The organism is Pseudomonas sp. (assembly GCF_030690725.1).
Lineage (GTDB): Bacteria > Pseudomonadota > Gammaproteobacteria > Pseudomonadales > Pseudomonadaceae > Aquipseudomonas.
Genome location: NZ_JAUYGD010000065.1, coordinates 104,946 through 130,927, shown reverse-complemented (window position 1 = coordinate 130,927; position 25,982 = coordinate 104,946). Strand labels below are relative to the sequence as shown.

Sequence of the window (25,982 nt, the reverse complement as noted above, 5' to 3'; positions counted from 1 at the left end):
GTTCAGTCGGGCTGAGCGATCCCCGAAGCGCTTCGGCGTCGCCCTGTGCGACAGGTGCATCATGGCAATCGAGGCGGCGGCGCAGAATTCGATGGCGAAATCGCGATCCGACACACCATCCAGCGAGTTGCCGCCTACGGCGTCGAAACCGAGCAACTGAGCAGTGACTTCGCGCTGAATCGGGTAGGTGGTGCCGGCCAGCGCCGCCGAGCCCAGGGGCATGCGGTTGGTGCGCTTGCGGCAATCGACCAGGCGCTCGTAGTCGCGGCTAAGCATTTCGAACCAGGCCAAAAGGTGATGCCCGAAGGTCACCGGCTGCGCGGTTTGCAGGTGGGTGAAACCGGGCATGATGGTTTCGGCTTCACGCTCAGCCTGTTCCAGCAAACCCTGCTGCAGGCGAGTGATCTCGGCCAGAATCAGGTCGATCTCGTCACGCAGCCACAGGCGGATATCGGTAGCCACCTGGTCGTTGCGGCTACGCCCGGTGTGCAGCTTCTTGCCGGTGACGCCGATGCGGTCGGTCAGGCGCGCTTCGATGTTCATGTGCACGTCTTCCAGGTCGACGCGCCAGTCGAACTGGCCGGCTTCGATCTCGCTTTGAATTTGCGTCAGACCGTCGACGATGGCATCGCGCTCGGCATCGCTCAGCACGCCGACCTTTGCCAGCATGGTGGCGTGGGCGATGGAGCCCATGATGTCGTGGCGGTACAGGCGCTTGTCGAATTCGACGGAGGCGGTAAAGCGGGCAACAAAGGCATCGACTGGCTCGCTGAAGCGGCCGCCCCAGGATTGGTTGGTTTTTTCAGTGCTCATGGGCTTCGCTCGGCTGGTGCGCTAAAACGGGCTGGCCGCGCTGGGGCGGCCGGCAAGACGGAAAAGTGCGCCGATAATAACAGGCTGGCCGGCAAATTCGCCGCGTCGCTTTGTCGGTGGGCGCAGCTAGGCTGCAGTAGAGCAATGTTGCGCCGTTCACAGTTTTATCGCGGCGGGAGCATTTCGGTGCTTTATTTTGCCCGGTCGCAGCTGTCTATCTTGCTGCTGGGGCGGGTCACGCGGAAACTGCGGCGATGAAAATAAAAAGTGCTTTATCAGAAAAACAACCACCACTGGTCGATGACTTCTTCGTGCCCGAGCTTTGCCAGCCAGAAGCCCTGCTGAGCATGGTGCTGCTGGCGGAGTTGCTGGTGCTGGTGCTGGTGCTGTCCGAGCCGATGCTGCCGGGCTTCGATTGGGTGCGCCTGGCGCTGACTTCACTGTTTGTGCAATGGATCGTGCTGCTCTCGGCCGCCGTGCTGTGCCGCCTGCGCCCGTTGATGGCGCGCATGCCGGCAGCCACGGCCGGCGCCTTGTGCTGCGCGATTGTGGTCACCCTGAGCCTGATCTGCACCGCCGTGGCGGATTACTACGAGCTGGGCGGACCACTGCCGCGCACCGGCGAGGTCAATCTGTACCTGCGCCATGCCTTGATCAGTCTGATCATGTCGGCGCTGCTGCTGCGCTATTTCTACCTGCAGAGCCAGTGGCGCAAGCAGGAGCAGGCTGAGCTGCGCGCGCGTATCGAATCGCTGCAGGCGCGTATTCGTCCGCACTTTCTGTTCAACAGCCTGAACAGCATTGCCAGCCTGGTGGTGGTCGACCCGTACAAGGCCGAGCAGGCGGTGCTTGATCTCTCCGATCTGTTCCGCGCCAGCCTGGCCAAGCCCGGCAGCCTGGTGCCCTGGCGCGAAGAACTGGAGCTGGCACAACGATATTTATCGATTGAGCGCTATCGGCTCGGCGAGCGTCTACAGTTGCAGTGGGAGATTGTCGATGTGCCGGATGATCTGCCGATTCCACAACTGACGCTGCAGCCCTTACTGGAAAACGCCTTGATCTACGGCATTCAGCCGCGCATTGAGGGCGGTCTGGTGCGGGTCGAGGCGAGTTATCACGAGGGGGTATTCCAGCTGTGCGTGAGCAATCCATACGAACAACTAGGCGAGCAGCCGCCATCGCGCGGCACGCATCAGGCGCTGACCAACATCGATGCACGGCTGGTGGCACTTTTCGGGCCGCGGGCCAGTCTCAGCGTAGAGCGCCGTGACGGACGCCACTTCACTTGTCTACGCTATCCTTGTGCGAGACCCAAGCAGGAAGCCCGTGCATTATGAATGTCCTGATTGTCGATGATGAACCCCTGGCCCGAGAGCGCCTGAGCCGCATGGTGGGCGAACTCGATGGCTATCGCGTGCTTGAACCCGCAGCCAGTAACGGCGAGGAGGCCCTGAGCCTGATCGACAGCCTGAAGCCGGACGTGGTGTTGCTGGATATCCGCATGCCGGGCCTGGATGGCCTGCAGGTGGCTGCCAGACTGTGTGAGCGTGAGGCGCCGCCGGCCGTGATTTTCTGCACCGCCCATGATGAGTTTGCCCTGGAAGCCTTCCAGGTCAGTGCTGTGGGTTATCTGGTCAAGCCGGTGCGCGCGGAAAGCCTTAGCGAGGCGCTGAAGAAAGCCGAGCGACCCAACCGCGTACAACTGGCTGCCCTGACCCGTCCTGCGGTAGACAGCGGTGGCGGTCCGCGCAGCCATATCAGTGCGCGCACCCGTAAGGGCATCGAGCTGATTCCGCTGGATCAGGTGATCTACTTTATTGCCGACCACAAATACGTGACCCTGCGTCACGCTGGCGGCGAAGTGCTGCTGGATGAACCACTGAAAGCCCTGGAAGACGAATTTGGTGATCGCTTTGTGCGTATCCACCGCAATGCACTGGTCGCCCGTGAGCGTATCGAGCGCCTGCAGCGCACGCCGCTTGGGCATTTTCAGCTGTTCCTCAAGGGCATGAACGAGGAAGCGCTGATTGTCAGCCGCCGGCATGTTGCCGGGGTGCGCAAGCTGATGCACAACCTCTGAGGTCGACCGGGCGATCCGGATGACTCCGGGTCGCAGGCCTGATCTGGGCCAGCCTGTTATTATCCCCGGCAGTTCGTTTTCTGGAATTGCCCATGTCTCGCGAAATCCGCATCGCCACCCGTAAAAGTGCCCTGGCCCTGTGGCAGGCCGAACACGTCAAAGCCCGCCTGGAGCAGGCGCACCCTGGCCTCAAGGTCAGCCTGGTGCCCATGGTCAGCCGTGGCGACAAGCTGCTCGACGCGCCGCTGGCGAAGATTGGCGGCAAGGGCCTGTTTGTCAAAGAGCTGGAAACCGCGATGCTGGAGAATCAGGCCGACATCGCCGTGCATTCGATGAAGGATGTACCGATGGACTTCCCCGAAGGCCTGGGTCTGTACTGCATCTGCGAGCGGGAAGATCCGCGCGATGCCTTCGTTTCCAACACCTACGCCAGCCTTGATGCATTGCCCCTAGGCAGCGTGGTCGGCACCTCCAGCCTGCGCCGTCAGGCCCAGTTGCTGGCGCGCCGTCCGGATCTGAAAATCCAGTTTCTGCGCGGCAACGTCAACACTCGCTTGGCCAAGCTGGATGCCGGTGAGTACGACGCCATTATCCTTGCCGCAGCTGGGCTGATTCGTCTGGGTTTCGAAGAACGCATCCGCTCCTCGATCAGAGCGGAAGACAGCCTGCCGGCGGGTGGTCAGGGCGCGGTGGGTATTGAATGCCGCACGGCTGACAGTGAGATCCACGCCCTGCTGGCGCCTCTGCATCACCGTGATACCGCGCTGCGGGTGACCGCCGAGCGTGCGTTGAACAAACACCTGAATGGCGGCTGCCAGGTGCCAATCGCTTGCTACGCGGTACTCGAAGGTGAGCAGCTGTGGTTGCGCGGCCTGGTCGGTCAGCCGGATGGCGGCCTGCTGTTGCGGGCGGAAAACCGTGCGCCGATTGCCCAGGCCGAGCAGCTGGGTGTGCAGGTGGCTGAAGCCCTGCTGGCCCAGGGCGCTGCAGCCATTCTGCAAGCCGTCTATGGCGAGGCCGCTGCCGAGTGAGTGCATGGCGTGTGCTGCTGACGCGCCCGGCCCAGGAGTCGGCTGCGCTGGCAGCAACTTTGGCCGAGCAGGGCGTCTACAGCAGCAGCTTGCCGTTGTTGGCCATCGAGACGCTGAGCGAGAGTGCCGAACAACGCGCCACGTTTGCCGATCTGCAACGCTACTGCGCGGTGATCGTGGTGAGCAAGCCCGCGGCGCGGCTGGCGCTTGATCTGCTGGATCGCTATCAAGTGTCAGTGCCTGCCGAGCAAGCCTGGTTCAGCGTCGGCGCGGCCACGGCGCAGATTCTCCGTGAGCATGGCCTGCAGGTGCATTACCCGGAAGAGGCCGATGACAGCGAGGCACTGCTCGCCCTGCCGCAGTTACAGCAGGCGCTGACGGTCGCCACCAATCCGCGGGTATTGATTCTGCGCGGCGAGGGTGGCCGAGAGTTACTGGCCGAGCGCTTGCGCGGCCAAGGCGTGCAGGTGGACTATCTGCCACTGTATCGCCGGGTGCTGCCGGATTACCCGCCGGCTGCGCTCGCCGAACGCATTCAGGCTGAACGCCTGAACGCGCTGGTGGTCAGCAGTGGGCAGGGCTTTGTGCATTTGCGCGAGCTGGCCGCTGACGCCTGGGCCGACCTGGCCCGGCTACCCTTGTTTGTACCCAGCCCGCGAGTTGCCGAGATGGCCCGTGCAGCGGGTGCACAATTTGTTGTGGACTGCCGTGGCGCGAGTGCCGCGGCGTTGCTGGCAGCCTTGCAGGCGCAACCTGCCCCGATCTCTGACGCAAAGGATGGATACGTGAGCGAAGCAACTACCCCGAAAGAGCAAGCCCCGAACGATCCTGAGGTGAAACAACAGCAGCCGGTGCCGGCGGATGCCGCCGCTGCGTTGCCGGTTACGCCACCGGCCGCGAGCAAGCCGGCTTCGCGTGGCAACGGCCTGGCGTTGCTGGCCTTGTTGGTTGCGGCGGCTGGCGCTGGTGCGGGCGGTTGGGGGCTGTGGCAGTTGCAGGCGCTGGACGCTCGCGAGCAACAACAGCAAGGCCAGTTGCAGGAGGCGCGTAATGAGGCGCAAAGCCTGGCGCAGACCGGCAAAAAGTTAGAGGCGCGGCTGGGTCAGCTGCCAAGCGTCGAAGAGCTGGAAACCCGCCGCCGGCTGCTGATTCAGCTGCAGGGCGATCAGCAACTGCTCAATCAGCGTCTGGAAACCGTACTCGGTGCCAGCCGTCAGGACTGGCGCCTGGCCGAGGCCGAGCATCTGCTGCGTCTGGCCAGCCTGCGTCTGTCTGCCTTGCAGGACATCAACAGCGCCACCGCACTGGTGCAGGCCGCCGATGAAATCCTCCATGAGCAGGATGACCCCGCCGCATTTGCCGCCCGCGAGCAATTGGCCAAGAGCCTGCAAGCGCTGCGCTCCACCGCCAACCCGGACCGTACCGGGTTGTTTCTGCAACTCGGTGCATTGCGCGAGCAGGTGGCGCAACTCAATGCCCTGGCCCCAAGCTTCAGCGGCGAGGGTGGCGTGCTCAGCGAGCTGGCTGCCGAGGGCGTGATGGAGCCGCAATGGTGGCAGCGTGGCCTGCAAACCTTGTCGGAATACTTCCGCATCGATTTCAACGCCGACCGCAATATTCGCCCTGTGCTCGCCGGCCAGAGCCTGACCCAGGTGCGCCTGGCTCTCAGCCTGGCGCTGGAGCAGGCGCAGTGGGGCGCCTTGCACGGCCAGACGGCGGTGTACCAGCAGGCCCTGCAACAGGCGCGTGAAGTGCTGGATGCGCACTTCGATGTGGACAATCCCAATAGCCGCGCTCTGCGCGCGCGCATTGATGAGCTGGCCGAGCGGCCAATCGCGGTGACGCCACCGGACCTCAGCCCGACGCTGAATGCCGTGCAGGCTTATATGCAGGCCAAGCAGGCCGCGCGCAGCCAGCAGCAGATCGAGGCTGAACCCGCCGCAGCGGCCAGTGATGATGTCGAGGCGCAACTGCAGGAGGCACTGCAATGAAGCGCCTCTACTGGTTGCTGCTGACTCTGGCGGTGGTTGCCGGCGTCGCCAGCCTGGTGCTGTTCGGTCTGCCACTGGCCGAGCACAAGGGCTATGTGCTGATTGCCTTTCAGGGCTTTCGCTATGAATCCAGCCTGTGGGCCTTTGTCGCCCTGGTGTTGGTGATTTGGCTGTTGATTTATCTGCTGCGTTTAAGTGTACGGCTGCTGGTCACATCCGGCGGCCTGCTCAATCCCTGGTCACGCCTGCACAGCCGTCGCCGCGTGCGACTGGCGTCCGAGCAAGGCTTTCTCGACCTTGCTGAAGGCCGCTGGGCACGTGCCCTGCGTCATCTTAAGCAGGCGGCCAGCAGCTCGCCGCAGCCCTTGAGCTATTACCTGGGCGCCGCACGCGCTGCGCATCAGCTGGGTCATCACAGCGACAGCGATGATCTGCTGGAGCAGGCGCTTAATCGCCAACCGCAGGCGGAGCTGGCAATTGCCCTGCAACATGCTGAGCTGCAACTGGCGCGTGGGCAGACCGATGCGGCGCTGGATACCCTGCAAGCCATGCGCTCGCGTCATCCGCACCATCACCTGGTGTTGCGTCAGCTGCAGCAACTCTACCTGCAGTCGGGCGATTGGTCGGCCCTGCTTGGGTTGCTGCCTGATCTGCGCAAGGAGAAAGCCTTAGGCAATGCCGAGCTGAGTGAGCTTGAGCGGCAGGCCTGGCGTGGCCGCTTGCTGCAGGCCGCGCGGCCGGTTGACGGCGATGCTCAGGTGGCGCTGCTGGCGTTGCAGCAAGTCTGGCAGGCCATGTCCTCGGCGCAGCATCAGGTGCCCGAGCTACTGGCGGTGTATGCCGAGCAACTGCGCCAACTGGGTGCCGAAGCCGAGGCGGAAGAGCTGCTGCGGCATTTCTTGAAACAGCATTACGACACTGCCCTGGTGCGCCTCTACGGCTTGTTGCATGGGCGTGATCTGGGCAAGCAGTTGCAGGCGGCCGAGGGCTGGTTGAAGCAGCATCCGCAGGATGCCGGCCTGTTGCTGACGTTGGGGCGGCTGTGTCTGCACAGCCAGCTTTGGGGTAAGGCCAAGGATTACCTGGAGAGCAGTCTGAGCTTCCAGCGTCATCCGGAAACCTGCGCCGAGCTGGCCCGTCTGTTGGCGCAACTGGGCGAGCTGGAGCGCAGCAACAGCCTGTATCAGGAAGGTCTGCGCCTGCTTGATGCGCGCTTGTGTACGCCGGTTTTGCCTGCGGCGACTTGATTTAGCCGTTTATTGAGGTGCTTATGCGGACGCTGTTGATTTGTTGTCTGGTGGCGCTGTTGGCGGGTTGTGCCGGCCCGCAGGTGAATGATTACGCCAGCGAACAGCCGCGCCTGGAGCTGAACGATTACTTCAATGGCGACTTGCAGGCCTGGGGCATGTTCCAGAACCGCTCCGGTGAGGTGGTCAAGCGCTTCCATGTGGCCATGACCGGCACCTGGGATGGCGATGTGGGCGTGCTCGACGAGCGCTTTACCTACAGCGATGGCAGCACCGAGAGGCGCGTCTGGACCCTGACCAAGCAGGCCGACGGCAGTTGGCGAGGCACTGCGGATGATGTGGTCGGCGAAGCTGTCGGTGAGGTCGCCGGCAATGCCTTGCACTGGCGTTACCAGCTGCGGCTGAAGGTCGATGACTCAACCTATGTGGTTGATTTTGATGACTGGATGTTCCTGATGGATGGCCAGGTGATGCTCAACCGGGCGCGTATGTCGAAGTGGGGCATTGATCTTGGCCAGGTCACGCTGAGCTTTTATAAGCCCGCTGCGGCTGAGAGGGCCGAGTAGCTGCCGGTTAAACGCTTGTATGAAATTTTCTCCAGAGCTACCTTGAAGGCCTAAGCCTGCGGGAATAATCTGGCTCACAGATACCGCCGGAAAGTTGCCGTTTCACGGTTGTCTTCCCAGACCTTGCACGGACTGACAAAAATCTGTCTCGATGCGGGCGTACAACACTAATAGCAATAGGGAAGTAGAGGTCATCATGCTCGAGAGTTGTCAGAACGCCCAGGAACGTTGGGGTGGGGTTCACCTGCTGATCGACCGCTGGCTGCAAGAGCGCAAAGAGCTGGTGCATGCCTATGCCGCCATCAACAGCTCGCCGCAAGCGCCGAGCGCTAATGCTGAAGCCCTGCAGCGCTTTTGCGAAATCCTCGTCGATTACGTATCCGCTGGCCACTTCGAGGTCTACGAGCAGCTGACCAGCGAAGCCAAGGCTTTTGGTGATCAGCGTGGTCTTGATCTGGCCAAGCAGATCTACCCACGTATCGAGGTGATCACCGAAGTGGCGCTGGCCTTCAACGACCGCTGCGACAATGGTGATTGCCATGATTCGGTATCGCTGCTCGATGAGCTGAAACGTCTCGGTCAGTTGCTGCACGAGCGTTTCGAGCTGGAGGACTGCCTGATCGAAGTCCTGCACAACGCCCATCAGGAACAGGCCGCGCCTGCCCTCTGATGCGCTGATGCGTTACTCCTTGGTGTCGAGCAGCTCCAGCTCGAACACCAGGGGCGAGTAGGGCGGAATCAAATCCCCTGCACCTTCTTCGCCATACGCCTGCGCCGACGGAATCACCAAGCGCCACTGCGCGCCTACCGGCATCTGCTGCAATGCGCTGCGCCAGCCGGCGATCACACTGTCCAGGCGAAACCACTGCGCGGTCTGACTTTCGTCAAACTGGCTGCCATCCGCGAGAAAACCGATATAGCGCACCTGAATGCGATCCTTAGCGCCGGGTTTACGGCCGCTGCCGGCGCGCAGTTCCTGCATCAGCACGCCGTCCTGCAATACACGCATGCCGGCCTTGGCTTTCTCCGTAGCGAGAAAGCGCTGCTCGGCGGTCTTGGCTTTTTCGATGCGTTCCGGCGCGTTGGCCAGCTGCGCTTCATGCTCGGCCAGCAGGCTTTCGATACGCTTGGCATCCAGCGCCAGCGGCTCGTTACGATAGGCCTGGCGCAGGCCGTCGAGCAGCGCTTGCAGCTCCAGGTCCGGCACTTCATCGCGCAGCCGCTCACCGAGTTTTACCCCCAGGCTATAAGCCAGGTCGTGGGAATGCTCATGTGCCTGAGACAGCGGCGCGAGCAGGCAGAGCAGTAGCAAGGCGAAACGTGGCATGGGTGTTCTCCGGCCTAAGGTGCGCCGATTATGCCAGCCAGGCTCGCAAGCTCAATGCGCGAGGTGGCAAGGCGGGCAAAAGGAGGTCTAGTATGACGCCATCTTCATCCGCCAGGAGGCGAGTCATGTCGGCTACAAAGAATGCAAAGAAGAAATCAGTGAGTACCCCGCTGCACCTGTTGCAGCAACTTTCCAGCAGCCTGCTTGAGCATCTTGAAGATGCCTGCACCCGCGCTTTGGTTGATGCCGAGAAGCTGCTCGCCAAGCTGGAAAAGCAACGCGGCAAGGCCCAGGAAAAACTGCATAAAGCCCGCAGCAAAATGCAGGATGCAGCGGTCGCCGGCAAAGCCAAGGCTCAGGCCAAAGGTAAAGAAGCTGTGGCGGAACTGGAGCAGCTGCTCGATACCCTGAAAGATCGTCAGAGCGAAACCCGCACCTATATCGCCGGCCTCAAGCGCGATGCCCAGGAAAGCCTGAAACTGGCCCAGGGCGTTGGCAAGGTTAAAGAAGCCGTAGGCAAAGCGCTGGACAGCCGTTCGACCAAGGCTGCTGCAGTTAAACCGGCTGCCAAGCCGGTCGCGACCAAAGCCCCGGCCAAGCCAGCTGCCAGCAAACCAGCGGCTAAACCTGCCGCTAAAGCGCCCGCCAAACCGGCTGCAAAGGCACCAGCCAAGGCTGCAAGCAAAGCCCCCGCTGCAGCAAAACCTGCAGCTAAGGCACCGGCCAAACCTGCGGTGAAGAAACCAGCAGCGGCCAGTACGGCCAAACCGGCGGCGAGCAAGCCGGCCGCGCAGCCTGCCAAGGCAGCCGCTAAGCCCACAGTGAAAAAGGCGCCAGCCGCCAAGCCGGCCGCAAAACCTGCGGCGAAACCCGTGGCGAAGCCTGCTGCGAAAAAACCAGCCGCCAAGCCCGCTGCAAAACCGGCTGCTGCCAAGCCAGTGGTTGCCAAGGCTGCGGTTGCCGAAGCGCCTGCTGCACCTGCCGGCAGCAATGGCAGCACCCCGCCAAGCGCTGTTTAAGCGCTGAGGTGTGCCGCCGCGATGCGCAGCGTTTGCAGCGCATCGCGGTTGCCGGGCTGGGGCGCCAACCGTTCCAGCCAGTTCAGCGGCGCGTTCACCGCGTGGCTTGACCAGTCTTGAGTGCACGCCGCCAAGCGTTCCAGCTGCACGCGTTCTGCGGCCAGCTCCAGTTTTTTGATCTGTTCACGTAATTGCGCCAGGGCATTATCGCTCTGCGCCTGTTCGCGCCAGCTCTGGCGCAATTGGCGTAGCGGCACCACCACCTGCTGTTGCCAGGGCTGCGCCAGATTTTTCAGCGTCGTGACGCGTTCGTCGTTGCAGGTGATCTTGCGGGTTTCCAGCCAGGCGGCGCAGAGCAGCAGGCACACATCTGCACCTTGCGTTTGCAACAGCAGGCACGCGGCCTCGACGCCAGGGCGTTGATACAGTGCTTCGGCGAATCGCCACAGGTCAGTAGGCATGGTGCTTTCCGGGTTTCTCTAAAGGGACTCTGGTAGACTCCGCCGCCATTATGATCCGACTCCAGAACCTGACTTTACAGCGTGGCCCTCAGCGTCTGCTAGAAGACGCCGAGATGACCCTGCACCCCGGCCACAAAGCCGGCCTGATCGGCGCCAACGGCGCCGGCAAATCCAGCCTGTTTGCCCTGTTTCGTGGCGAGCTGAGTGCGGACGCGGGCGATTGCCTGATTCCCGCCGACTGGCGCGTCGCGCATATGCGCCAGGAGATCGATGCGGTCGAGCGCCAGGCGGTCGACTATGTGCTCGATGGCGACCTGCAACTGCGCAAGGTGCAGGCCGAACTGGCCGTGGCCGAAGCGGCACATGACGGCGCTGCCGTGGCGCGCTTGCACACAGAGCTCGACACCCTCGACGGCTACAGTGCCGATGCCCGAGCGCGCAAGCTGCTCGCTGGCCTGGGTTTCGACAGTACGCAGATGGATCGCCGTGTCGGCGACTTCTCCGGCGGCTGGCGCATGCGCCTGAACCTCGCGCAGGCGCTGATGTGCCCGTCCGACCTGCTGCTGCTCGATGAGCCGACCAACCACCTCGATCTCGATGCGATTCTCTGGCTGGAAAGCTGGCTGAAAGGTTACCCCGGTACCTTGCTGCTGATCTCCCATGACCGCGATTTCCTGGATGCCGTAGTGGACCACGTTGCCCACCTCGATCAGCAGAAACTGACCCTGTATCGCGGCGGCTATTCGGCCTTCGAGCGCACCCGTGCCGAGCGGCTGGCGCAGCAGCAGCAGGCGTACGAGAAGCAGCAGGTGCAGCGCGCGCACATGGAAAAGTACATCGCCCGCTTCAAGGCCCAGGCCACCAAGGCGCGCCAGGCGCAGAGCCGGATCAAGGCGCTGGAACGCATGGAAGAGCTGTCGGCCGCGCATGTTGATTCGCCGTTCGACTTCAGCTTCCGCGAGGCCGACAAGATCTCCAGCCCGCTGCTCAGCCTTAGCGAAGGCCGCCTGGGTTATGGCGACAAGGTGGTGCTGGAGAAGGTCAAATTGAACCTCGCCCCCGGCGCGCGCCTGGGCCTGCTCGGGCCGAATGGCGCGGGTAAGTCGACCCTGATCAAAAACCTGTCGAACGAACTGCAACCCATCAGTGGCCATCTGCAGCGCGGCGAGAATCTGGTGGTCGGTTACTTTGCCCAGCATCAGCTCGATGCCCTGGATGACAAGGCCAGCCCGCTGCTGCATTTCCAGCGCCTGGCGCCAACCGAGCGCGAGCAGACCCTGCGCGACTTCCTCGGTGGTTTCGACTTCCGCGGCCCGCGCTGCGATGAGCCGGTGCTGAATTTTTCTGGCGGTGAGAAAGCCCGCCTGGCTTTGGCGCTGATCGCCTGGGGCAAACCCAACCTGTTGCTGCTCGATGAGCCAACCAACCACCTCGACCTGGAAATGCGCCTGGCGCTGACCATGGCGCTGCAGGAATTTTCCGGTGCCGTGGTGGTGGTGTCCCACGATCGCCATCTGCTGAAAAGCACCACCGACGAGTTCCTTCTGGTCGCCGATGGTCTGGTGCAGCCGTTCGACGGTGATCTGGAAGACTACGCCCGCTGGCTGGTGGATTACCGCACCCGGCAGGCGCCGACCAGCAGTGGCGAAAGCAATCCGGATAAAGCCGACAAGCGCGTTCAGCGTCAGGCTGCTGCAGCCCTGCGTCAGCAATTGGCGCCGCACAAGCGCGAAGCCGACAAGCTGGAGAAAGAGCTGGGTCAGCTGCACGAGAAGCTTGCCGCCGTCGAAGCCCGCTTGGGTGACAGCGATATCTACGACGCTGCGCGCAAAGACGAGCTGCGTGACGCTCTGGCCGAACAGGCCAAGCTGAAAAGCCGCGAAGCCGATCTGGAAGAACGCTGGATGCTCGCGCTGGAAACCCTCGAAGCCTTGCAAGCCGAGCTGGAGGCCGCCAGTTGAACATCACCCTGCCGACCCTGGAATGGCTGATGACCTGGCAAGAGCCGTTGCTGCGCACCGGTCAGGTGATCCTGATTGTGCTGCTGGCCTGGCTGTTCCAGCGCATTCTCACCCGTGGCATCACTCGTCTGGGCAACCGCTACCCGCAGTTGCCGGCCGAATTGCTGATGCCGCTGCGCGGCCTGCTGCGCTGGTTGATTCTCGGTAGCGCCTTCATGCTGGTGCTGGAACGCCTGGGGGTGTCCGCGCAGGTGCTGTGGACCGCGCTCACCGGCTTTGCCGCCGTGGCTGCAGTGGCCTTCTTCGCCATCTGGAGCGTGTTGTCCAACATGTTCTGTGCGCTGCTGATCTTTGCCATGGGGCCGTTTCGCATTGGCGATTGCGTCGAGGTGCTGGAAAGCGCCGATAAACCTGGCGTGCGCGGGCGGGTCGTGGCGATCAACCTGTTCTATACCACCCTGGAAGATCTCAGCGGTGATGCCCCCGGCGCCTGGGTGCAGATTCCCAATAGCCTGTTTTTTCAGAAAGCCGTGCGCCGCTGGCGCAATGGCGAACTCCCTACGCCGCGTAATACTGAGGTTTAAGCAATTATGGAATGGCTGGCCAGCCCTGAACTCTGGGTCGCGTTTCTGACCCTGACCGCCCTGGAAATTGTCCTGGGCATCGACAACATCATCTTTATCTCGATCCTGGTCAGCCGTCTGCCCAAGCATCAACAACCCAAGGCGCGCTTCTTCGGCCTGGCGTTGGCGATGGGCACGCGGATTCTGCTGCTGCTGTCGATCAGTTGGGTGATGCGCCTGACGGCCGACCTGTTCCATGTGTTCGATCAAGGCTTCTCCGGGCGTGATCTGATTTTGCTCTTCGGTGGTCTGTTCCTGTTGTGGAAGAGCACGGCGGAGATCTTCCACAGCCTGGAAGGCGAAGAAGAAGCTCAGACCGCAGGCGGCAAGGCCTACGGCTTTATGGGCATCATCGTGCAGATCGCGATTATCGACATCGTCTTCTCCCTGGACTCGGTGATCACTGCAGTCGGCCTGGTCGACAACGTGCCAGTCATGGTCGCGGCCATTGTGATTTCGGTGATCGTGATGATGCTCTCTGCCGGCACCATCAGCGACTTTATCGACAAGCACCCGAGCCTGAAAATACTCGCCCTGTCGTTCCTTATCGTGGTCGGTACCGTGCTGGTCGCCGAAGCCTTCGGCGTGCATGTGCCGAAGGGCTATGTGTACTTCGCCATGGCCTTCTCCTTGGCGGTGGAAGCCGTCAATATCCGCATGCGCGTGGCCCGCGCACGGGCCCGCAAAGAAGCAGAGCTGGAGCCGGTGCAACTGCGTAAGGGTTCGCCGGACTGATTAGCTGGCTGGGCGAGTAACCCAACAAGGGGTAGGCTAGCGGCCTGCCCCTTTTTATGGCCGCCATCCTTGGCGGCCACCCTACGGGCCGTCGCTATGCGACGTTAAAAAATGATCCCTTCATTTTTTTATTTTCTGTTTGAGGTATCTGCCATGGCACTGGAAACCTGGCTTGCGTTCTTTGTGGCCTGTTGGGTCATCAGCCTGTCGCCGGGCGCGGGGGCGATTGCTTCGATGTCGGCCGGGCTGCAGTACGGCTTTCTACGCGGTTACTGGAATGCCTTGGGCCTGCAGCTGGGCCTGGCCTTGCAGATCGCCATTGTGGCCGCCGGTGTCGGGGCGATTCTGGCGGCGTCGGAGCTGGCCTTTAGCCTGATCAAATGGTTTGGCGTGGTCTATCTGGTGTACCTCGGCTATCGCCAGTGGCAGGCGCTGCCCAGTGATATGACCGCGCAGACCGAGCGGCCTATCGGCCGCCCGCTGACCCTGGTGCTGCGCGGCTTTCTGGTCAACTTCAGCAACCCCAAGGCCATCGTCTTTATGCTCGCGGTGCTACCGCAGTTCCTTAACCCGCAAGCCCCGTTGCTGAGCCAGTATCTGGTGATGGGCGTGACCATGATCTGCGTCGACCTGATCGTGATGGCCGGCTATACCGGCCTGGCTGCACGGGTGCTGGGCGCGCTGCGTTCGCCGCGTCAGCAGAAGCTGATGAACCGTACCTTTGGCGCGCTGTTTGTCGGCGCGGCGGCACTGCTTGCCAGCGTGCGCCGCGCGCCGGTCTGAACTGCGTTGGTATTGCTACCAGGGGATCGGCTGGCCGTCCCAGCCCCAGAACGTGCCAGTCTGCGCCGGGCCGTGCTGTTCGATCTGCGCCAGCAGGCACTCGGCTGAATAGCTCGGGGTAAACAGCTTGTCTGCCGGCACATTGGCCTGAAAGGGTTTCGACAGTGCGGTGTCGGTCGTACCAGGATGCAGGCTGAGCACGCAGCTGTTGGGGTTAAGCCGGCTCAACTCGATGCTCGCGGTGTGCAGCAGCTGATTCAGCGCAGCCTTGCTGGCGCGGTAGCTGTACCAGCCGCCGAGGCGGTTGTCGCCAATCGAACCGACCCGCGCCGACAGCGCCGCCACGGTGCAGGCATGCTGACCACGGAGCAGCGGCAGCAGGTGCTTGAGCAGCAGAATCGGCGCAAAGCTGTTGCGCTGAAAGGTCGCCATCAGCCCCTCAAGATTGATCTGCGCCAAACCCTTCTCGGCCTTTGCCACGCCGTCCTGCAGCACGCCAACCGTGCATAGCAGCAGATGCAGACGCGCAATGGCGGTGCGCAAATGTGCGGCCAGCTCGCTTAGCGCCTGTTCATCGCATACATCCACATCCAGACAGTGCAGGCGTTGGCCATATTGCGCTGTCAGCTCAAGCAGGCCGGGCGCCTGAGTGGCCTGGCGGGCGATGGCCCAGACCTCGGCGACATCGGCGCGGGCGAGCACTTGTGTGGTAAGGGCCAGGCCAATCCCCCGGCTGGCGCCACAGACCACGACATGCGCCGGTTCATCCAGGCGTTGCCAAAAACTCATCGCATCACTCCTGCGCCGTTGCGACGATCCGTCGCGGGCCGTGGTCGATCAAAGGTTGAGGAAAGTCGTTAGGAGGGTAACAATCGAATGTCATCCATTCGTATTTGGGATCAACTCCTATATGACTTTCGTATTGCGTTTCTGCAGCTGGTTGCTGGTGCCCGTGTTGGCACTGTGCAGCCTGGCTGTTATGGCCGAGCCCATCGAGGGCGCGGCGCAAGCTCTGCATCTGCTTGGTTACCTGGGCGCTGACTACCCGACCACCGTGGTCAATGGTCAGGTGATCGACTCCGGCGAATACCGCGAGCAGCTGGAGTTTCTTACTGTACTGCAAGGCCTGATCGTTGCGCTGCCAGCGCGTAGCGAACAGGCCGAGCTGGAGCAAGGCGTAGCCAGCCTGCGCCAGGGCATTGAACAGCGTGTCGAGGGCAGCCAGGTCGCGCAGCAGGCGCGGCAGTTGGCCGCGACCCTGGCCACGGCCTATGGCGTCAGCCAGACGCCGGCCATCACCCCCGACCCCATCCGTGGCGCGCCGCTGTTTGCCCAGCATTGCAGCGTGTGCCACGGCGACAGCGGCGCGGGCGACGGGCCGGCGGGTATCGGCCTGGAACCGCCGCCAGCCAACCTGCGCGACCTGGCGCGGCTCAATCGGTTAAGCCTGTATGACTTGTTCAACAGCATCGGCCTGGGCATCGATGGCACCGATATGGCTGCTTTTGCCGATCAGCTGGATGAACGCCAGCGCTGGGATCTGGCCAGTTATATCGCTGGCTTCAGTGCCGAGCCGGTTACCGCAGGCGAGCCGTTCAGTATGGCGACACTGGCCGGCACGACCCCGGATGAAGTGGCGGCCGCGCAGGGTGATGAGGCGGCCGCACGCTTCCGCATCCAGCGTGCCCAGCCGCCGGTGCAGCAGCGCGGCCCGCTGCAATTGATCGAACACACCCGCGCGACCCTGGAGCAGAGCCTGGCCGCCTACCGCGCCGGTGATCATGAGCAGGCCTACGACCTGTCCGTCGGCGCTTATCTGGAAGGCTTCGAGCTGGTCGAAAGTGCCCTGGATAACCTTGACTCGGTGCAGCGCAAGACCACCGAGCGTGCGCTGATGGCTTACCGTCAGGCGCTGCAGGATGGTCTGTCGGTGCCGCAGGCTGCGCAGCGGCTGGAGCAGGCTAAGGCCGAGCTGGCGGCCTCGGCGGCCTTGCTCGACAGCGATGGCCTGTCGGACTCACTGAGTTTCTTTTCCAGCCTGCTGATTCTGCTGCGTGAAGGGCTGGAGGCGATTCTGGTGTTGGCGGCGATCCTCGCCTTTTTGCGCAACACCGGTCAGCAGCAGGCGGTGCGCAGTGTGCATATCGGCTGGGGCCTGGCGCTGCTGGCCGGCGCTGGCACCTGGGCATTGGCGGCCTACCTGATCGATGTCAGCGGCGCGCAGCGTGAACTGCTCGAAGGTGTGACCGCACTGTTTGCCAGCGTGATGGTGCTCTGGCTCGGCGTGTGGATGCATGACCGCCGGCATGCGGCGGCCTGGCAGGATTACATCAAGAGCAGCCTGGTTGGCGGTGGCGGGCGTTTTGGCTTTGCCGTGCTGGCATTCTTCTCGGTGTACCGCGAGTTGTTCGAAGTCATCCTGTTCTATGAAACCCTCTGGCTGCAGGCCGGCCCGCAAGGCCATGGCATGGTCCTGGCTGGCGCAGCCGCAGCGCTGGTGCTGCTGCTTGGTTTGGCCTGGGTGATTCTGCGCGGCTCGCGCAAACTGCCGCTGGCGACCTTCTTCGGCGTCAATGCCGTGCTGCTCTGTGTGCTTTCGGTGGTGTTTGCCGGCCACGGCGTCGCGGCCCTGCAGGAAGCCGGGGTGCTCGGCACACGGCCGGTGGCATTCTTCGAGTTCGACTGGCTGGGTATTCACGATGATGCCTACAGTCTTGCGGCCCAGGCCACGGCGCTGGCGGCCATTGCGCTGCTTTATGGCCGCAGCTGGCTGGGCGAGCGTCGCCGTCTGTCTCAGGCGTGAAGCGCAGCTACTGCCGGCATGGCTTAACATGCCGGTTTTGTTGCCTCTGGAGAGTGCTGGGTGATGCGAGTCTGGATTGATGCCGATGCCTGCCCCAAGGCGGCCAAGGATCAGGTGGTTAAGTTCGCCTTGAAGCGGCGCTTCGAGGTGCTGTTGGTAGCGGGCCAGGCGCAAATCAAACCGGCCTACAGCTGCGTGCGGCTGATCGTGGTGCCCAGCGGCCCGGATGCGGCGGATGATTACCTGGTGGAGCATGCGCTGCCGGGTGAGCTGGTGATCTGCAGCGACGTGCCGCTGGCCGACCGTCTGGTGAAGAAAGGCGTGGCGGCCCTCGACCCGCGCGGCCGCGAGTTTGATGAGCGCAATATGGGCGACAAGCTGGCGGTGCGTAACCTGTTTACCGAGCTGCGTGAGCTGGGTCAGGTCGGCGGCGGCCAGCCGCCGTATGGCGAGCGCGACAAGCAGGCGTTCGCCAATGCACTGGACCGCATCCTCACCCGTTTGCAGCGTGCTTAGCTGTTAGCCACACAGGTAGGTGCCGGTGCCGACGGCCACCAGGGTGCCGTCATCGCTGTGCAGTTCGCTACGCACCACCGCGACCTTGTTGCCGGTACGCAGCAGCACGGCGGTAGCGGTAAAGCGCTGGCCACGGCCGGGGCGCAGGTAATCGATGCGCAGGTCGATGGTGCCGAGCTTGGACAGCCGCGCCATGCGCTCGGCGCTGGACAGGTGCTGGTGTTTGTCGAATGCGCCAATCAGCGCCATGGCGCCGCCAGCCACATCCAGCAGCGAGGAAATCACCCCGCCATGCAGAATGCCGTGGACGAAGTTGCCGATCAGCTCGGGCTTCATCGGCAGGTGCATGGTCACGCGCTGGGCGCTTAGCTCATCCAGCTCGATGCCGAGCACCTGATTGAAGGGGATGCGCTGGAAGAAGCTGCTGACTGCTTGCTGCAGCTCGGCGGTCAGCTCGAACGGTGGGTTGCTCATGGGGGCGTGCCTGGGCGAGGGGAAGCTCAACCTGCCGCACTGCGGCCGATCTGACCAGTGGCGCGGCCGGAGTACCGCGCGCATTGGCGTGATTGGCGTGCTATCGGCCTGATCGGTGGCTGATCAGGCCGCAGACTTAGACCGGGTGGCTAAGCTCGAGCACGCGATCCACCAGCTTGTTGATCCCCGAGGCGGCTTCGCTGATCGACTGGGCGAGCATATAGGCCGGGGTGGTCACCAGCTTGCGCTCGGCGTCTTCGACGATCTCGCTGACTTCGCACTCATGGTGCTCGGCGCCCATTTGCACCAGAGTGGCCGCCGTTTCGTGGTCCTTGCCGATGGTGCAGATCACGCCGCTGCCGAAGATTTTCGCCGCCAGCGCCGGGGCGATGCACATCAGACCCACCGGCTTGCCGGCGGCAACGAAGGCGCGGGTAGCGCTCAGCACATCGGCCTGCACGGTGCAGTTGGCGCCGCTGATGGCGAAGTCAGAAAGGTTTTTCGCCACGCCGAAGCCGCCGGGCATGATCAGCGCATCGAAGTCGCCGACATGCAGCTCCTTGACGTCCTTGATCTTGCCGCGGGCGATGCGCGCCGACTCGACCAGTACGTTGCGCGTGTCGTCCATTTCGTCGCCACTGTAGTGATCGACCACATGCAGCTGCGGCACATTGGGGGCAAAGCACTGCACCAGTGCGCCGCGCTGATCGAGACGCAGCAGGGTGATCACGCTTTCATGGATTTCCGCGCCGTCATAGACGCCACAGCCGGAAAGAATCACCGCGACTTTCTTGTTCATCAAGTTCTCCTGAATTGCCAGCCGTATCGGGTTGAGTCATGTCCTTTGAGCTTTATTCACGATCTCGCGAGCTAGAGCACTGCAAGGCAAAAATAGGCGAGGAAGCGGAGTGTACTTTTGTACATGAGCATTCCGAGCCTGTTTTTAACGCAGCAGGGCCGACGCGCAGCAGGTCGTAACGGTTCTAGCTGTCGCCATATGCCACTTAGGTTGGCATGGCGCGCCGCGAGGCGGATGTGGCGCTGGGCTAGGATTTATTCAGCAATCCTAGCCGTTAGCCTCGTGCAGCGATATGGCGATTCTATGCAACCGGTGAAACCATGAATTACATCCTTTATGCCGTACCGTTCTTCTTTGCCTTGATCGCCCTGGAACTGTTGCTCGACCGCTGGCGCGGGGTCAGCACCTACCGCTTCTCCGATGCGCTCAACAGTCTCAGCGCTGGGGTGCTGTCGACCACCGTGGGCCTGCTGACCAAAGCCGTCGGTCTGCTCACCTACACCCTGGCCTGGCAGCATTTCGGTGTGTTCGATTTATCGGCCAGCAGCCTGTGGGTCTGGCTGTTCGCCTTTGTCTTTTACGACTTCTGCTACTACTGGAACCACCGCCTGGGCCATGAGCGCAATGTGCTCTGGGCCGCGCACTCGGTGCACCATCAGAGCGAGGACTACAACCTTTCCACCGCACTGCGGCAGACCAGTACTGGTTTCATCTTCGGCTGGATCTTCTACCTGCCGATGGCGCTGATCGGCGTGCCGCCGTTGGTATTCCTCACCGTGGCGGCGTTGAACCTGCTTTATCAGTTCTGGGTGCATACCCGGCATATTCCCAAACTGGGCTGGTTCGAGTGGTTCTTTATCACCCCCTCCAACCACCGCGTGCACCATGCGCAGAATGCTGTGTATATGGATCGCAATTACGGCGGCGTGTTCATTCTCTGGGATCGGTTGTTCGGCACCTTTCAGGAGGAGCTGGATGAAGATCCGGTGGTGTTCGGCGTGACCACGCCGCTGGCCAGCTGGAACCCGCTGTGGGCCAATGCGCAGTTCTATGTCGCGCTGTGGCGTGATGCGGTGCGCGCCGAGTCCTGGTGGGACAAGCTGCGCATCTGGTTTATGCGCACCGGCTGGCGCCCGGCCGATGTCGCGGCCAAGTACCCGCAGAGCAAGCCGGACCTCAGCCAGTTCGTCAAATTTGACGTGCCGTTGAGCCTGGCGCAGAAGCTCTATGCCGGTGTGCAGTTCAGCCTCTACGTGGTGGCCGGCACCGTGCTGCTGGGCATGGGCGACACACTGAATCTGGCGCAGGCGCTGCTGGGCATCGTCTGGATGGCCGTGGGGCTGACGATCATCGGCAGCTGGCTGGAAAACCGGCCGACGGCCAGGCGCTGGGAAATGCTGCGTCTGCTGCTCAACCTGCCGGCGGCCTGGCTGGCCCTGCAGCTTGGCCTGCTGAGCGCTCAGCCACTGCTCTGGGCGCTGCTGTTGGGCTATAGCCTGCTCAGCCTGGGCGCCTTGTTCTGGACCCCGCGCGGGCAGGATGTCGTACCCGCCTAAAGGTTATTCATAGTAGGAGCCCATAACGGTGGACAGGTGCAGGCCTGCTCCACCGTTGTGCTTTCCGGGTCGGGAAAACGGCTGTGGTGCATACGCGTGCAACATATCTTCGCCATAGTTGCGGCGCTATGCTGGTTGGGCTTGCGGCAAGCGGTCGCAGCGCTGTCGTGTGTTGTCATACTTTGGTCATAATGGCCGCTTATAACTGTCACACTTGCCCGTTGCTACGGGCTTCGGAGCCTGCCGTGAGCTTTACCCCCGCCAATCGCCTGTTTCCTGCCACTCGCCTGCGTCGCAACCGCCGTGATGATTTTTCCCGGCGTCTGGTGCGGGAAAACCGCCTGAGTGTCGACGACCTGATTCTGCCGGTGTTCGTCCTCGACGGGGAAAACCGCCGCGAAGCGATTGCCTCGATGCCCGGTGTCGAGCGTCTGTCCATCGACCTGCTGCTCAAGGAAGCCGAGCACTGGGTGGCCCTGGGTATTCCGGCGCTGGCACTGTTCCCGGTGACGCCGTTGGAGAAGAAGTCCCTGCTGGCTGAAGAAGCCTGGAACCCGGACGGCATCGCCCAGCGCGCCATCCGTGCCCTGCGCGCCAAGTTCCCCGAGCTGGGGGTGATCAGCGATGTGGCGCTGGACCCGTTCACCACCCATGGCCAGGACGGCATCCTCGATGAGTCCGGCTATGTGCAGAACGACGTTACCGTCGATGCGCTGGTCAAACAGGCGCTGTCCCATGCCGCTGCCGGTGCTCAGGTGGTGGCGCCCTCGGACATGATGGATGGTCGCGTGCAGGCGATCCGTGAGGCGCTGGAACTGGCCGATCACAGCAATGTGCGGATCATGGCCTACTCGGCCAAGTACGCCAGCGCCTACTACGGCCCCTTCCGCGATGCGGTGGGTTCGGCAGCCAATCTGGGCAAGGCCAACAAGGCCAGCTACCAGATGGACCCGGCCAATGGCGACGAAGCGCTGCATGAAGTGGCCGCCGATCTGGCCGAAGGCGCCGATATGGTCATGGTCAAGCCGGGCATGCCCTACCTGGACATCCTCTGGCGGGTCAAAGCGGAATTCAAGGTGCCGACCTTTGTCTATCAGGTCAGCGGTGAGTACGCCATGCATATGGCGGCTATTGAAAATGGTTGGTTGGGCGAGGCGGTGATTCTCGAATCACTGACTGCCTTCAAACGTGCGGGTGCCGATGGCATCCTGACTTATTTCGCCGTGCGCGCGGCAGAACTGCTGAAGCAGGGGCAATAGCCCCGCCAGGACTTTGTAATGAACACCGAAGGACTCAGTACCCCTGAATTGCAAGACGCCCAGCCGGTCGTCGATGAGGTTGTAGCCGTGGAACCCCCTGTCATCGAGGCCCCAGCGCCGGTCGTACCTGCGCCTGTGGTGATCCATAACCTGGATGACAGCAGCCTGTACATTCACCGCGAGCTGTCGCAGCTGCAATTCAATATCCGCGTGCTGGAACAGGCGCTGGATGAGTCCTATCCGTTGCTGGAACGGCTGAAGTTTCTGCTGATCTTCTCCAGCAACCTGGATGAGTTCTTCGAGATCCGCGTGGCCGGCCTGAAGAAGCAGATCAACTTCGCCCGCGAACAGGCCGGTGCCGATGGCTTGCAGCCGCACCAGGCGCTGGCGCGGATTGCCGAGCTGGTGCACGAGCAGGTGGACCGCCAGTACGCCATCCTCAACGACAACCTGTTCCCGGCGCTGGCCAAGCACAACGTCAATTTTATCCGCCGGCGCTTCTGGACGGCCAAGCACAAGGCCTGGGTACGCCGTTATTTCCGCGACGAGATCGCGCCAATCATCACCCCGATCGGCCTCGACCCGACGCACCCGTTCCCGCTGCTGGTGAACAAGAGCCTGAACTTTATCGTCGAGCTGGAAGGCATCGACGCCTTCGGCCGCGACTCCGGTCTGGCGATTATCCCGGCGCCGCGTCTGCTGCCACGCATCATCAAGGTGCCGGAGGATGTCGGCGGCCCTGGCGACAACTTCGTGTTCCTCTCCTCGATGATTCACGCCCACGCCGATGACCTGTTCCAAGGCATGAAGGTTAAGGGTTGCTACCAGTTCCGCTTGACCCGTAACGCCGACCTGTCGGTGGACACCGAGGACGTCGAAGACCTGGCCCGCGCCCTGCGTGGCGAGCTGTTCAGCCGTCGTTACGGCGATGCGGTGCGCCTGGAAGTGGTCGACACCTGCCCACGGCCGCTGCTGGATTACCTGCTCAAGCAGTTCAGCCTGACCGAGGCCGAGCTGTATCGGGTCAATGGTCCGGTCAACCTGACCCGCCTGTTCAGCATCACCGGTCTGGAAAGCCATCCGGAGCTGCAATACACGCCGTTCACCCCGGTGATCCCCAAGCTATTGCAGAACGCCGAGAACATTTTCAGCGTGGTCAGCAAGCAGGACATCCTCCTGCTGCACCCCTTCGAGTCGTTTACCCCGGTGGTCGACCTGCTGCGTCAGGCGGCGAAAGACCCGCACGTGCTGGCGATCAAGCAAACCCTGTATCGCTCCGGAGCCAACTCGGAGATCGTCGATGCGCTGGTCGAGGCGGCGCGTAACGGCAAGGAAGTCACGGCGGTGATCGAGCTGCGCGCGCGCTTCGATGAAGAGTCCAACCTGCAACTGGCCAGCCGTCTGCAGGCTGCCGGTGCGGTGGTGATCTACGGCGTGGTGGGCTTCAAGACCCACGCCAAGATGATGCTGATTCTGCGCCGCGAGGCCGGCGATATCGTCCGTTACGCACACCTGGGTACTGGCAACTACCACGCCGGCAACGCCAAGCTGTACACCGACTACAGCCTGCTCACCGCCGATGCGGCGCTGTGCGAGGACGTGTCCAAGCTATTCAGTCAGCTGATTGGCATGGGCAAGACCCTGCGCATGAAGAAGCTGCTGCACGCGCCGTTTACCCTGAAAAAGACCCTGCTCGACATGATCGCCCGCGAAACTGCTCTGGCGTCCGAGGGCAAGCCGGCGCATATCATCGCCAAGTTCAACTCGCTGACCGATCCGAAGATCATCCGCGCGCTGTACAAGGCCAGCCAGACCGGGGTGAAGATCGATCTGGTGGTGCGCGGCATGTGCTGCCTGCGTCCGGGGATTGTCGGGGTTTCGCACAATATCCAGGTGCGCTCGATCATCGGCCGCTTCCTGGAGCACACGCGGGTGTTCTATTTCTCCAATGGCGGCGAGGAGAAGATCTACCTGTCCAGCGCCGACTGGATGGAGCGCAACCTCGACAAGCGCGTCGAGACCTGCTTCCCGGTGGAAGGCAAGAAGCTGATTCTGCGGGTCAAGAAGGAGCTGGAAAGCTACCTGACCGACAACACCCAGGCCTGGGTGCTGCAGTCAGATGGGCGTTACCTGCGTACCAGCCCGAGCGGTAACCAGAACCCGCGCAGCGCGCAGGCTGGCCTGCTGGAGAAGCTGACTGCGCCGCTGATCAGCGCACGCTAAACAGGGCGGAATGGGGCGTGAGCGTCAGCTCACGCTCAGTTCGATACCGATACGTTTGAGCCACTCCGCTTCCTGGGTGAAATCTGCCTGGGTCAGCGGGTTGCTCTCCAGCCAGCCTTCGGGAAACTGAATCTCCAGACGCTGTTCGGCGGCCTTGAGCTGTACGTTGGGCATTTCCTGGGTGCCACGGATGTGGTGGAACAGGATGGCAAAACGCAGCAGCACGCACAGGCGGATCAGCTTGACGCCTTCGGCGCCGAAGTCGGCAAATTTGTCCTTGGGGATATTGCGCCGATGGCCGCGTATCAGTAGCGCGAGCATCTGCTGGTCCTGACGCGAGAAGCCGGACAGGTCCGAATGCTCGACCAGGTAGGCGCCGTGCTTGTGGTACTGGTAGTGGGCGATGTCCAGGCCGACTTCATGCACCTTGGCCGCCCAGCTGAGCAGCTCGCGGTGCCAGTCATCTTCCAGTTGCCAATCGTTGGCCACCTTCTCCAGCGCCGAGAGCGCCTTGCTCTCGACTCGTGCAGCCTGCTCCAGATCGACGTGATAGCGCTCCATCAGCGAGCTCAGCGTGCGTTCACGCACGTCTTCATGCTGATGGCGGCCCAGCAGGTCGTACAGCACGCCTTCACGCAGCGCGCCTTCGGAATGGCTCATGCGCTGGATATCACAGGCATCGAAGATCGCTTCGAGAATCGCCAGGCCCGCCGGGAAGATGCCTCGGCGATCTGGCTTGATGCCGTCGAGGTCGAGCTTTTCCACCTCGCCAGCCTTGAATACTTTGCGTTTCAGCCAGGCCAGACCCTGGGCGTTTACTTCGCCTGCGCCAAGGCCCGCCGCTTGAATGGTCAGGCCGATGGCCTTTATTGTGCCGGATGCGCCCACCGCGTCTTCCCAGCCCAGGCGGCGCAGAGCATGCTCAATGCCCATGATCTCCAGCCGCGCCGCTGTGTAGGCCTGGGCGTAACGCGCCGGGGTGATCTTGCCGTCCTTGAAGAAACGCTGGGTAAAGCTGACGCAGCCCATTTGCAGGCTTTCGCGCAGCAGTGGCTCGAAGCGCTGGCCGATGATGAACTCGGTACTGCCGCCGCCAATATCGGCGACCAAACGCTTGCCTGGGGTGTCTGCGATGCTGTGCGACACGCCTAGGTAGATCAGGCGCGCTTCTTCGCGCCCGGAGATGACTTCCACCGGGTGGCCGAGAATTTCTTCGGCGCGGCGGATAAATTCGCCACGGTTGCGCGCCTCACGCAGGGCATTGGTGCCCACCACGCGCACTGCGCCTTCCGGCAGGCTGGCGGTCAGCTGGGCGAAGCGGCGCAAGCAATCGAGCCCGCGCTGCATGGCTTCTTCGCTGAGCAGGCGCTGCTCGTCGATGCCAGCGGCCAACTGGACCTTGTCGCCGAGGCGTTCGAGGATGCGGATCTCGCCATGATCGGCTTTGGCCAGCACCATATGGAAGCTGTTGGAGCCCAGGTCGATAGCTGCAATCAAAGGAAAAGACTCGGCAGGGGTATGCGGCATGGCAGAACGATCTCAATGCGGAACCGCGCCATCGTGCCACGATAGGCTGGCCCCGCCAACGCATACTGATGTCGCAGGTACAGGCCAAGCCGGCTGCACTACGGCTCGTGCGGCGGCCGGCCAGGGCTTGCCGGCCGTCTGAATAAATTGTGACGCAGGCCTTTGCGCGGCTTGCTGGTGACTAGGCC

24 protein-coding genes and 1 pseudogene are annotated in these 25,982 nt (G+C 62.6%); 18 read left to right on the top strand and 7 right to left on the bottom strand.

What is annotated here, in order from left to right:
* Nucleotides 1-813, bottom strand: an 813-nt coding sequence (gene argH / locus Q8O69_RS16070; RefSeq protein WP_305593246.1) for an argininosuccinate lyase, incomplete at its 3' end; no start/stop codon positions are given.
* A 254-nt stretch (nt 814-1,067) separates the two neighbouring features.
* Here argH and Q8O69_RS16065 point away from each other — a divergent pair.
* The 8 genes and pseudogenes from Q8O69_RS16065 (at nt 1,068) to rsd (ending at nt 8,398) form a co-directional block, all read left to right on the top strand.
* Complete coding sequence (locus Q8O69_RS16065; protein WP_275962108.1) at nt 1,068-2,150, top strand: sensor histidine kinase; 1,083 nt, start codon at nt 1,068-1,070, stop codon at nt 2,148-2,150.
* A complete protein-coding gene (locus Q8O69_RS16060; protein WP_160014938.1) occupies nt 2,147-2,893 on the top strand; it encodes a LytTR family DNA-binding domain-containing protein in 747 nt (248 codons plus the stop codon). The genes Q8O69_RS16065 and Q8O69_RS16060 overlap by 4 nt, the downstream gene beginning before the upstream one ends.
* A 92-nt stretch (nt 2,894-2,985) precedes the next feature.
* The gene (gene hemC, locus Q8O69_RS16055) at nt 2,986-3,924 is read left to right on the top strand and encodes a hydroxymethylbilane synthase (RefSeq protein ID WP_305593245.1); all 939 of its coding nucleotides are present in this window, start codon (nt 2,986-2,988) and stop codon (nt 3,922-3,924) included.
* Nucleotides 3,921-4,676, top strand: a pseudogene (locus Q8O69_RS16050) (uroporphyrinogen-III synthase); the annotation flags it as partial. The gene hemC and the pseudogene Q8O69_RS16050, both read left to right, overlap by 4 nt.
* A 33-nt stretch (nt 4,677-4,709) precedes the next feature.
* Nucleotides 4,710-5,915, top strand: a complete 1,206-nt coding sequence (locus Q8O69_RS16045; RefSeq protein ID WP_371136160.1) for a uroporphyrinogen-III C-methyltransferase — start codon at nt 4,710-4,712, stop codon at nt 5,913-5,915.
* Entirely contained in the window at nt 5,912-7,162 is a 1,251-nt protein-coding gene (locus Q8O69_RS16040) for a heme biosynthesis HemY N-terminal domain-containing protein (protein ID WP_305593244.1), read from the top strand. The genes Q8O69_RS16045 and Q8O69_RS16040 overlap by 4 nt, the downstream gene beginning before the upstream one ends.
* A gap of 23 nt (nt 7,163-7,185) precedes the next feature.
* On the top strand, nt 7,186-7,728 hold the full coding sequence (locus Q8O69_RS16035; protein ID WP_305593243.1) for a DUF3833 domain-containing protein: 543 nt from the start codon (nt 7,186-7,188) through the stop codon (nt 7,726-7,728).
* Between the two features lie 196 nt (nt 7,729-7,924).
* The gene (gene rsd / locus Q8O69_RS16030) at nt 7,925-8,398 is read left to right on the top strand and encodes a sigma D regulator (protein ID WP_275962112.1); all 474 of its coding nucleotides are present in this window, start codon (nt 7,925-7,927) and stop codon (nt 8,396-8,398) included.
* Between the two features lie 12 nt (nt 8,399-8,410).
* On the opposite strand, the gene Q8O69_RS16025 is transcribed toward rsd, so the two are convergent.
* Nucleotides 8,411-9,055, bottom strand: a complete 645-nt coding sequence (locus Q8O69_RS16025) for an FKBP-type peptidyl-prolyl cis-trans isomerase (RefSeq protein ID WP_305593242.1) — start codon at nt 9,053-9,055, stop codon at nt 8,411-8,413.
* A 125-nt stretch (nt 9,056-9,180) separates the two neighbouring features.
* Between Q8O69_RS16025 and Q8O69_RS16020 the strand changes: the two genes are divergently transcribed.
* Nucleotides 9,181-10,074 carry an AlgP family protein gene (locus Q8O69_RS16020; RefSeq protein WP_305593241.1) on the top strand — a complete coding sequence of 298 codons (894 nt, stop codon included), beginning with the start codon at nt 9,181-9,183 and terminating at the stop codon, nt 10,072-10,074.
* Here the strand turns inward: Q8O69_RS16020 and Q8O69_RS16015 are convergent.
* Nucleotides 10,071-10,535 carry a TIGR02444 family protein gene (locus tag Q8O69_RS16015; RefSeq protein WP_305593240.1) on the bottom strand — a complete coding sequence of 155 codons (465 nt, stop codon included), beginning with the start codon at nt 10,533-10,535 and terminating at the stop codon, nt 10,071-10,073. The genes Q8O69_RS16020 and Q8O69_RS16015 overlap by 4 nt on opposite strands.
* Before the next feature lie 50 nt (nt 10,536-10,585).
* Here Q8O69_RS16015 and Q8O69_RS16010 point away from each other — a divergent pair, with 50 nt between their 5' ends.
* The 4 genes from Q8O69_RS16010 to rhtB all read left to right on the top strand — a co-directional run bounded on the left by Q8O69_RS16010 (nt 10,586) and on the right by rhtB (nt 14,637).
* Nucleotides 10,586-12,496 carry an ATP-binding cassette domain-containing protein gene (locus tag Q8O69_RS16010; protein ID WP_305593239.1) on the top strand — a complete coding sequence of 637 codons (1,911 nt, stop codon included), beginning with the start codon at nt 10,586-10,588 and terminating at the stop codon, nt 12,494-12,496.
* A gap of 29 nt (nt 12,497-12,525) precedes the next feature.
* Nucleotides 12,526-13,080 (top strand): mechanosensitive ion channel domain-containing protein, encoded by a 555-nt coding sequence (locus Q8O69_RS16005; protein WP_371136159.1) that lies wholly within the window; start codon nt 12,526-12,528, stop codon nt 13,078-13,080.
* A 6-nt stretch (nt 13,081-13,086) separates the two neighbouring features.
* A complete protein-coding gene (locus Q8O69_RS16000; RefSeq protein WP_275962117.1) occupies nt 13,087-13,854 on the top strand; it encodes a TerC family protein in 768 nt (255 codons plus the stop codon).
* Nucleotides 13,855-14,007: 153 nt separating this feature from the next.
* A complete protein-coding gene (gene rhtB, locus Q8O69_RS15995) occupies nt 14,008-14,637 on the top strand; it encodes a homoserine/homoserine lactone efflux protein (protein ID WP_305593238.1) in 630 nt (209 codons plus the stop codon).
* Between the two features lie 15 nt (nt 14,638-14,652).
* Here rhtB and Q8O69_RS15990 read toward each other — a convergent pair whose 3' ends face one another.
* Nucleotides 14,653-15,426, bottom strand: a complete 774-nt coding sequence (locus tag Q8O69_RS15990; RefSeq protein ID WP_305593237.1) for an SDR family NAD(P)-dependent oxidoreductase — start codon at nt 15,424-15,426, stop codon at nt 14,653-14,655.
* Between the two features lie 121 nt (nt 15,427-15,547).
* Between Q8O69_RS15990 and Q8O69_RS15985 the strand changes: the two genes are divergently transcribed.
* A complete protein-coding gene (locus Q8O69_RS15985) occupies nt 15,548-17,440 on the top strand; it encodes a cytochrome c/FTR1 family iron permease (RefSeq protein WP_305593236.1) in 1,893 nt (630 codons plus the stop codon).
* 63 nt (nt 17,441-17,503) lie between these two features.
* Entirely contained in the window at nt 17,504-17,956 is a 453-nt protein-coding gene (locus Q8O69_RS15980) for a YaiI/YqxD family protein (protein ID WP_305593235.1), read from the top strand.
* A 3-nt stretch (nt 17,957-17,959) separates the two neighbouring features.
* On the opposite strand, the gene Q8O69_RS15975 is transcribed toward Q8O69_RS15980, so the two are convergent.
* Complete coding sequence (locus Q8O69_RS15975) at nt 17,960-18,430, bottom strand: thioesterase family protein (RefSeq protein WP_305593234.1); 471 nt, start codon at nt 18,428-18,430, stop codon at nt 17,960-17,962.
* A 136-nt stretch (nt 18,431-18,566) separates the two neighbouring features.
* Complete coding sequence (elbB, locus tag Q8O69_RS15970) at nt 18,567-19,229, bottom strand: isoprenoid biosynthesis glyoxalase ElbB (RefSeq protein WP_305593233.1); 663 nt, start codon at nt 19,227-19,229, stop codon at nt 18,567-18,569.
* A 320-nt stretch (nt 19,230-19,549) separates the two neighbouring features.
* Here elbB and Q8O69_RS15965 point away from each other — a divergent pair, with 320 nt between their 5' ends.
* The 3 genes from Q8O69_RS15965 to ppk1 all read left to right on the top strand — a co-directional run bounded on the left by Q8O69_RS15965 (nt 19,550) and on the right by ppk1 (nt 24,267).
* Complete coding sequence (locus Q8O69_RS15965; RefSeq protein ID WP_305593232.1) at nt 19,550-20,785, top strand: sterol desaturase family protein; 1,236 nt, start codon at nt 19,550-19,552, stop codon at nt 20,783-20,785.
* 245 nt (nt 20,786-21,030) lie between these two features.
* Nucleotides 21,031-22,044 (top strand): porphobilinogen synthase, encoded by a 1,014-nt coding sequence (gene hemB / locus Q8O69_RS15960; RefSeq protein WP_275962124.1) that lies wholly within the window; start codon nt 21,031-21,033, stop codon nt 22,042-22,044.
* A gap of 18 nt (nt 22,045-22,062) precedes the next feature.
* Complete coding sequence (gene ppk1, locus Q8O69_RS15955) at nt 22,063-24,267, top strand: polyphosphate kinase 1 (protein ID WP_305593231.1); 2,205 nt, start codon at nt 22,063-22,065, stop codon at nt 24,265-24,267.
* A 24-nt stretch (nt 24,268-24,291) separates the two neighbouring features.
* On the opposite strand, the gene ppx is transcribed toward ppk1, so the two are convergent.
* Nucleotides 24,292-25,794 carry an exopolyphosphatase gene (gene ppx / locus Q8O69_RS15950; RefSeq protein ID WP_305593230.1) on the bottom strand — a complete coding sequence of 501 codons (1,503 nt, stop codon included), beginning with the start codon at nt 25,792-25,794 and terminating at the stop codon, nt 24,292-24,294.
* Nucleotides 25,795-25,982 lie beyond the last annotated feature (188 nt).

Bases quoted from the DNA above. Each gene is read 5' to 3' on its own strand.
- Q8O69_RS16000 (WP_275962117.1), top strand. From the start codon at position 13,087: ATGGAATGGCTGGCCAGCCCTGAACTCTGGGTCGCGTTTCTGACCCTG.
- Q8O69_RS16065 (WP_275962108.1), top strand. From the start codon at position 1,068: ATGAAAATAAAAAGTGCTTTATCAGAAAAACAACCACCACTGGTCGAT.
- Q8O69_RS16040 (WP_305593244.1), top strand. From the start codon at position 5,912: ATGAAGCGCCTCTACTGGTTGCTGCTGACTCTGGCGGTGGTTGCCGGC.
- Q8O69_RS15965 (WP_305593232.1), top strand. From the start codon at position 19,550: ATGAATTACATCCTTTATGCCGTACCGTTCTTCTTTGCCTTGATCGCC.
- Q8O69_RS16005 (WP_371136159.1), top strand. From the start codon at position 12,526: ATGACCTGGCAAGAGCCGTTGCTGCGCACCGGTCAGGTGATCCTGATT.
- rsd (WP_275962112.1), top strand. From the start codon at position 7,925: ATGCTCGAGAGTTGTCAGAACGCCCAGGAACGTTGGGGTGGGGTTCAC.
- rhtB (WP_305593238.1), top strand. From the start codon at position 14,008: ATGGCACTGGAAACCTGGCTTGCGTTCTTTGTGGCCTGTTGGGTCATC.
- hemC (WP_305593245.1), top strand. From the start codon at position 2,986: ATGTCTCGCGAAATCCGCATCGCCACCCGTAAAAGTGCCCTGGCCCTG.
- Q8O69_RS16025 (WP_305593242.1), bottom strand. From the start codon at position 9,055: ATGCCACGTTTCGCCTTGCTACTGCTCTGCCTGCTCGCGCCGCTGTCT.
- Q8O69_RS16010 (WP_305593239.1), top strand. From the start codon at position 10,586: ATGATCCGACTCCAGAACCTGACTTTACAGCGTGGCCCTCAGCGTCTG.
- Q8O69_RS16060 (WP_160014938.1), top strand. From the start codon at position 2,147: ATGAATGTCCTGATTGTCGATGATGAACCCCTGGCCCGAGAGCGCCTG.
- Q8O69_RS15990 (WP_305593237.1), bottom strand. From the start codon at position 15,426: ATGAGTTTTTGGCAACGCCTGGATGAACCGGCGCATGTCGTGGTCTGT.
- Q8O69_RS16020 (WP_305593241.1), top strand. From the start codon at position 9,181: ATGTCGGCTACAAAGAATGCAAAGAAGAAATCAGTGAGTACCCCGCTG.
- elbB (WP_305593233.1), bottom strand. From the start codon at position 19,229: ATGAACAAGAAAGTCGCGGTGATTCTTTCCGGCTGTGGCGTCTATGAC.
- Q8O69_RS15975 (WP_305593234.1), bottom strand. From the start codon at position 18,430: ATGAGCAACCCACCGTTCGAGCTGACCGCCGAGCTGCAGCAAGCAGTC.
- ppx (WP_305593230.1), bottom strand. From the start codon at position 25,794: ATGCCGCATACCCCTGCCGAGTCTTTTCCTTTGATTGCAGCTATCGAC.
- Q8O69_RS15980 (WP_305593235.1), top strand. From the start codon at position 17,504: ATGCGAGTCTGGATTGATGCCGATGCCTGCCCCAAGGCGGCCAAGGAT.
- ppk1 (WP_305593231.1), top strand. From the start codon at position 22,063: ATGAACACCGAAGGACTCAGTACCCCTGAATTGCAAGACGCCCAGCCG.
- Q8O69_RS16015 (WP_305593240.1), bottom strand. From the start codon at position 10,535: ATGCCTACTGACCTGTGGCGATTCGCCGAAGCACTGTATCAACGCCCT.
- Q8O69_RS16035 (WP_305593243.1), top strand. From the start codon at position 7,186: ATGCGGACGCTGTTGATTTGTTGTCTGGTGGCGCTGTTGGCGGGTTGT.
- Q8O69_RS15985 (WP_305593236.1), top strand. From the start codon at position 15,548: ATGACTTTCGTATTGCGTTTCTGCAGCTGGTTGCTGGTGCCCGTGTTG.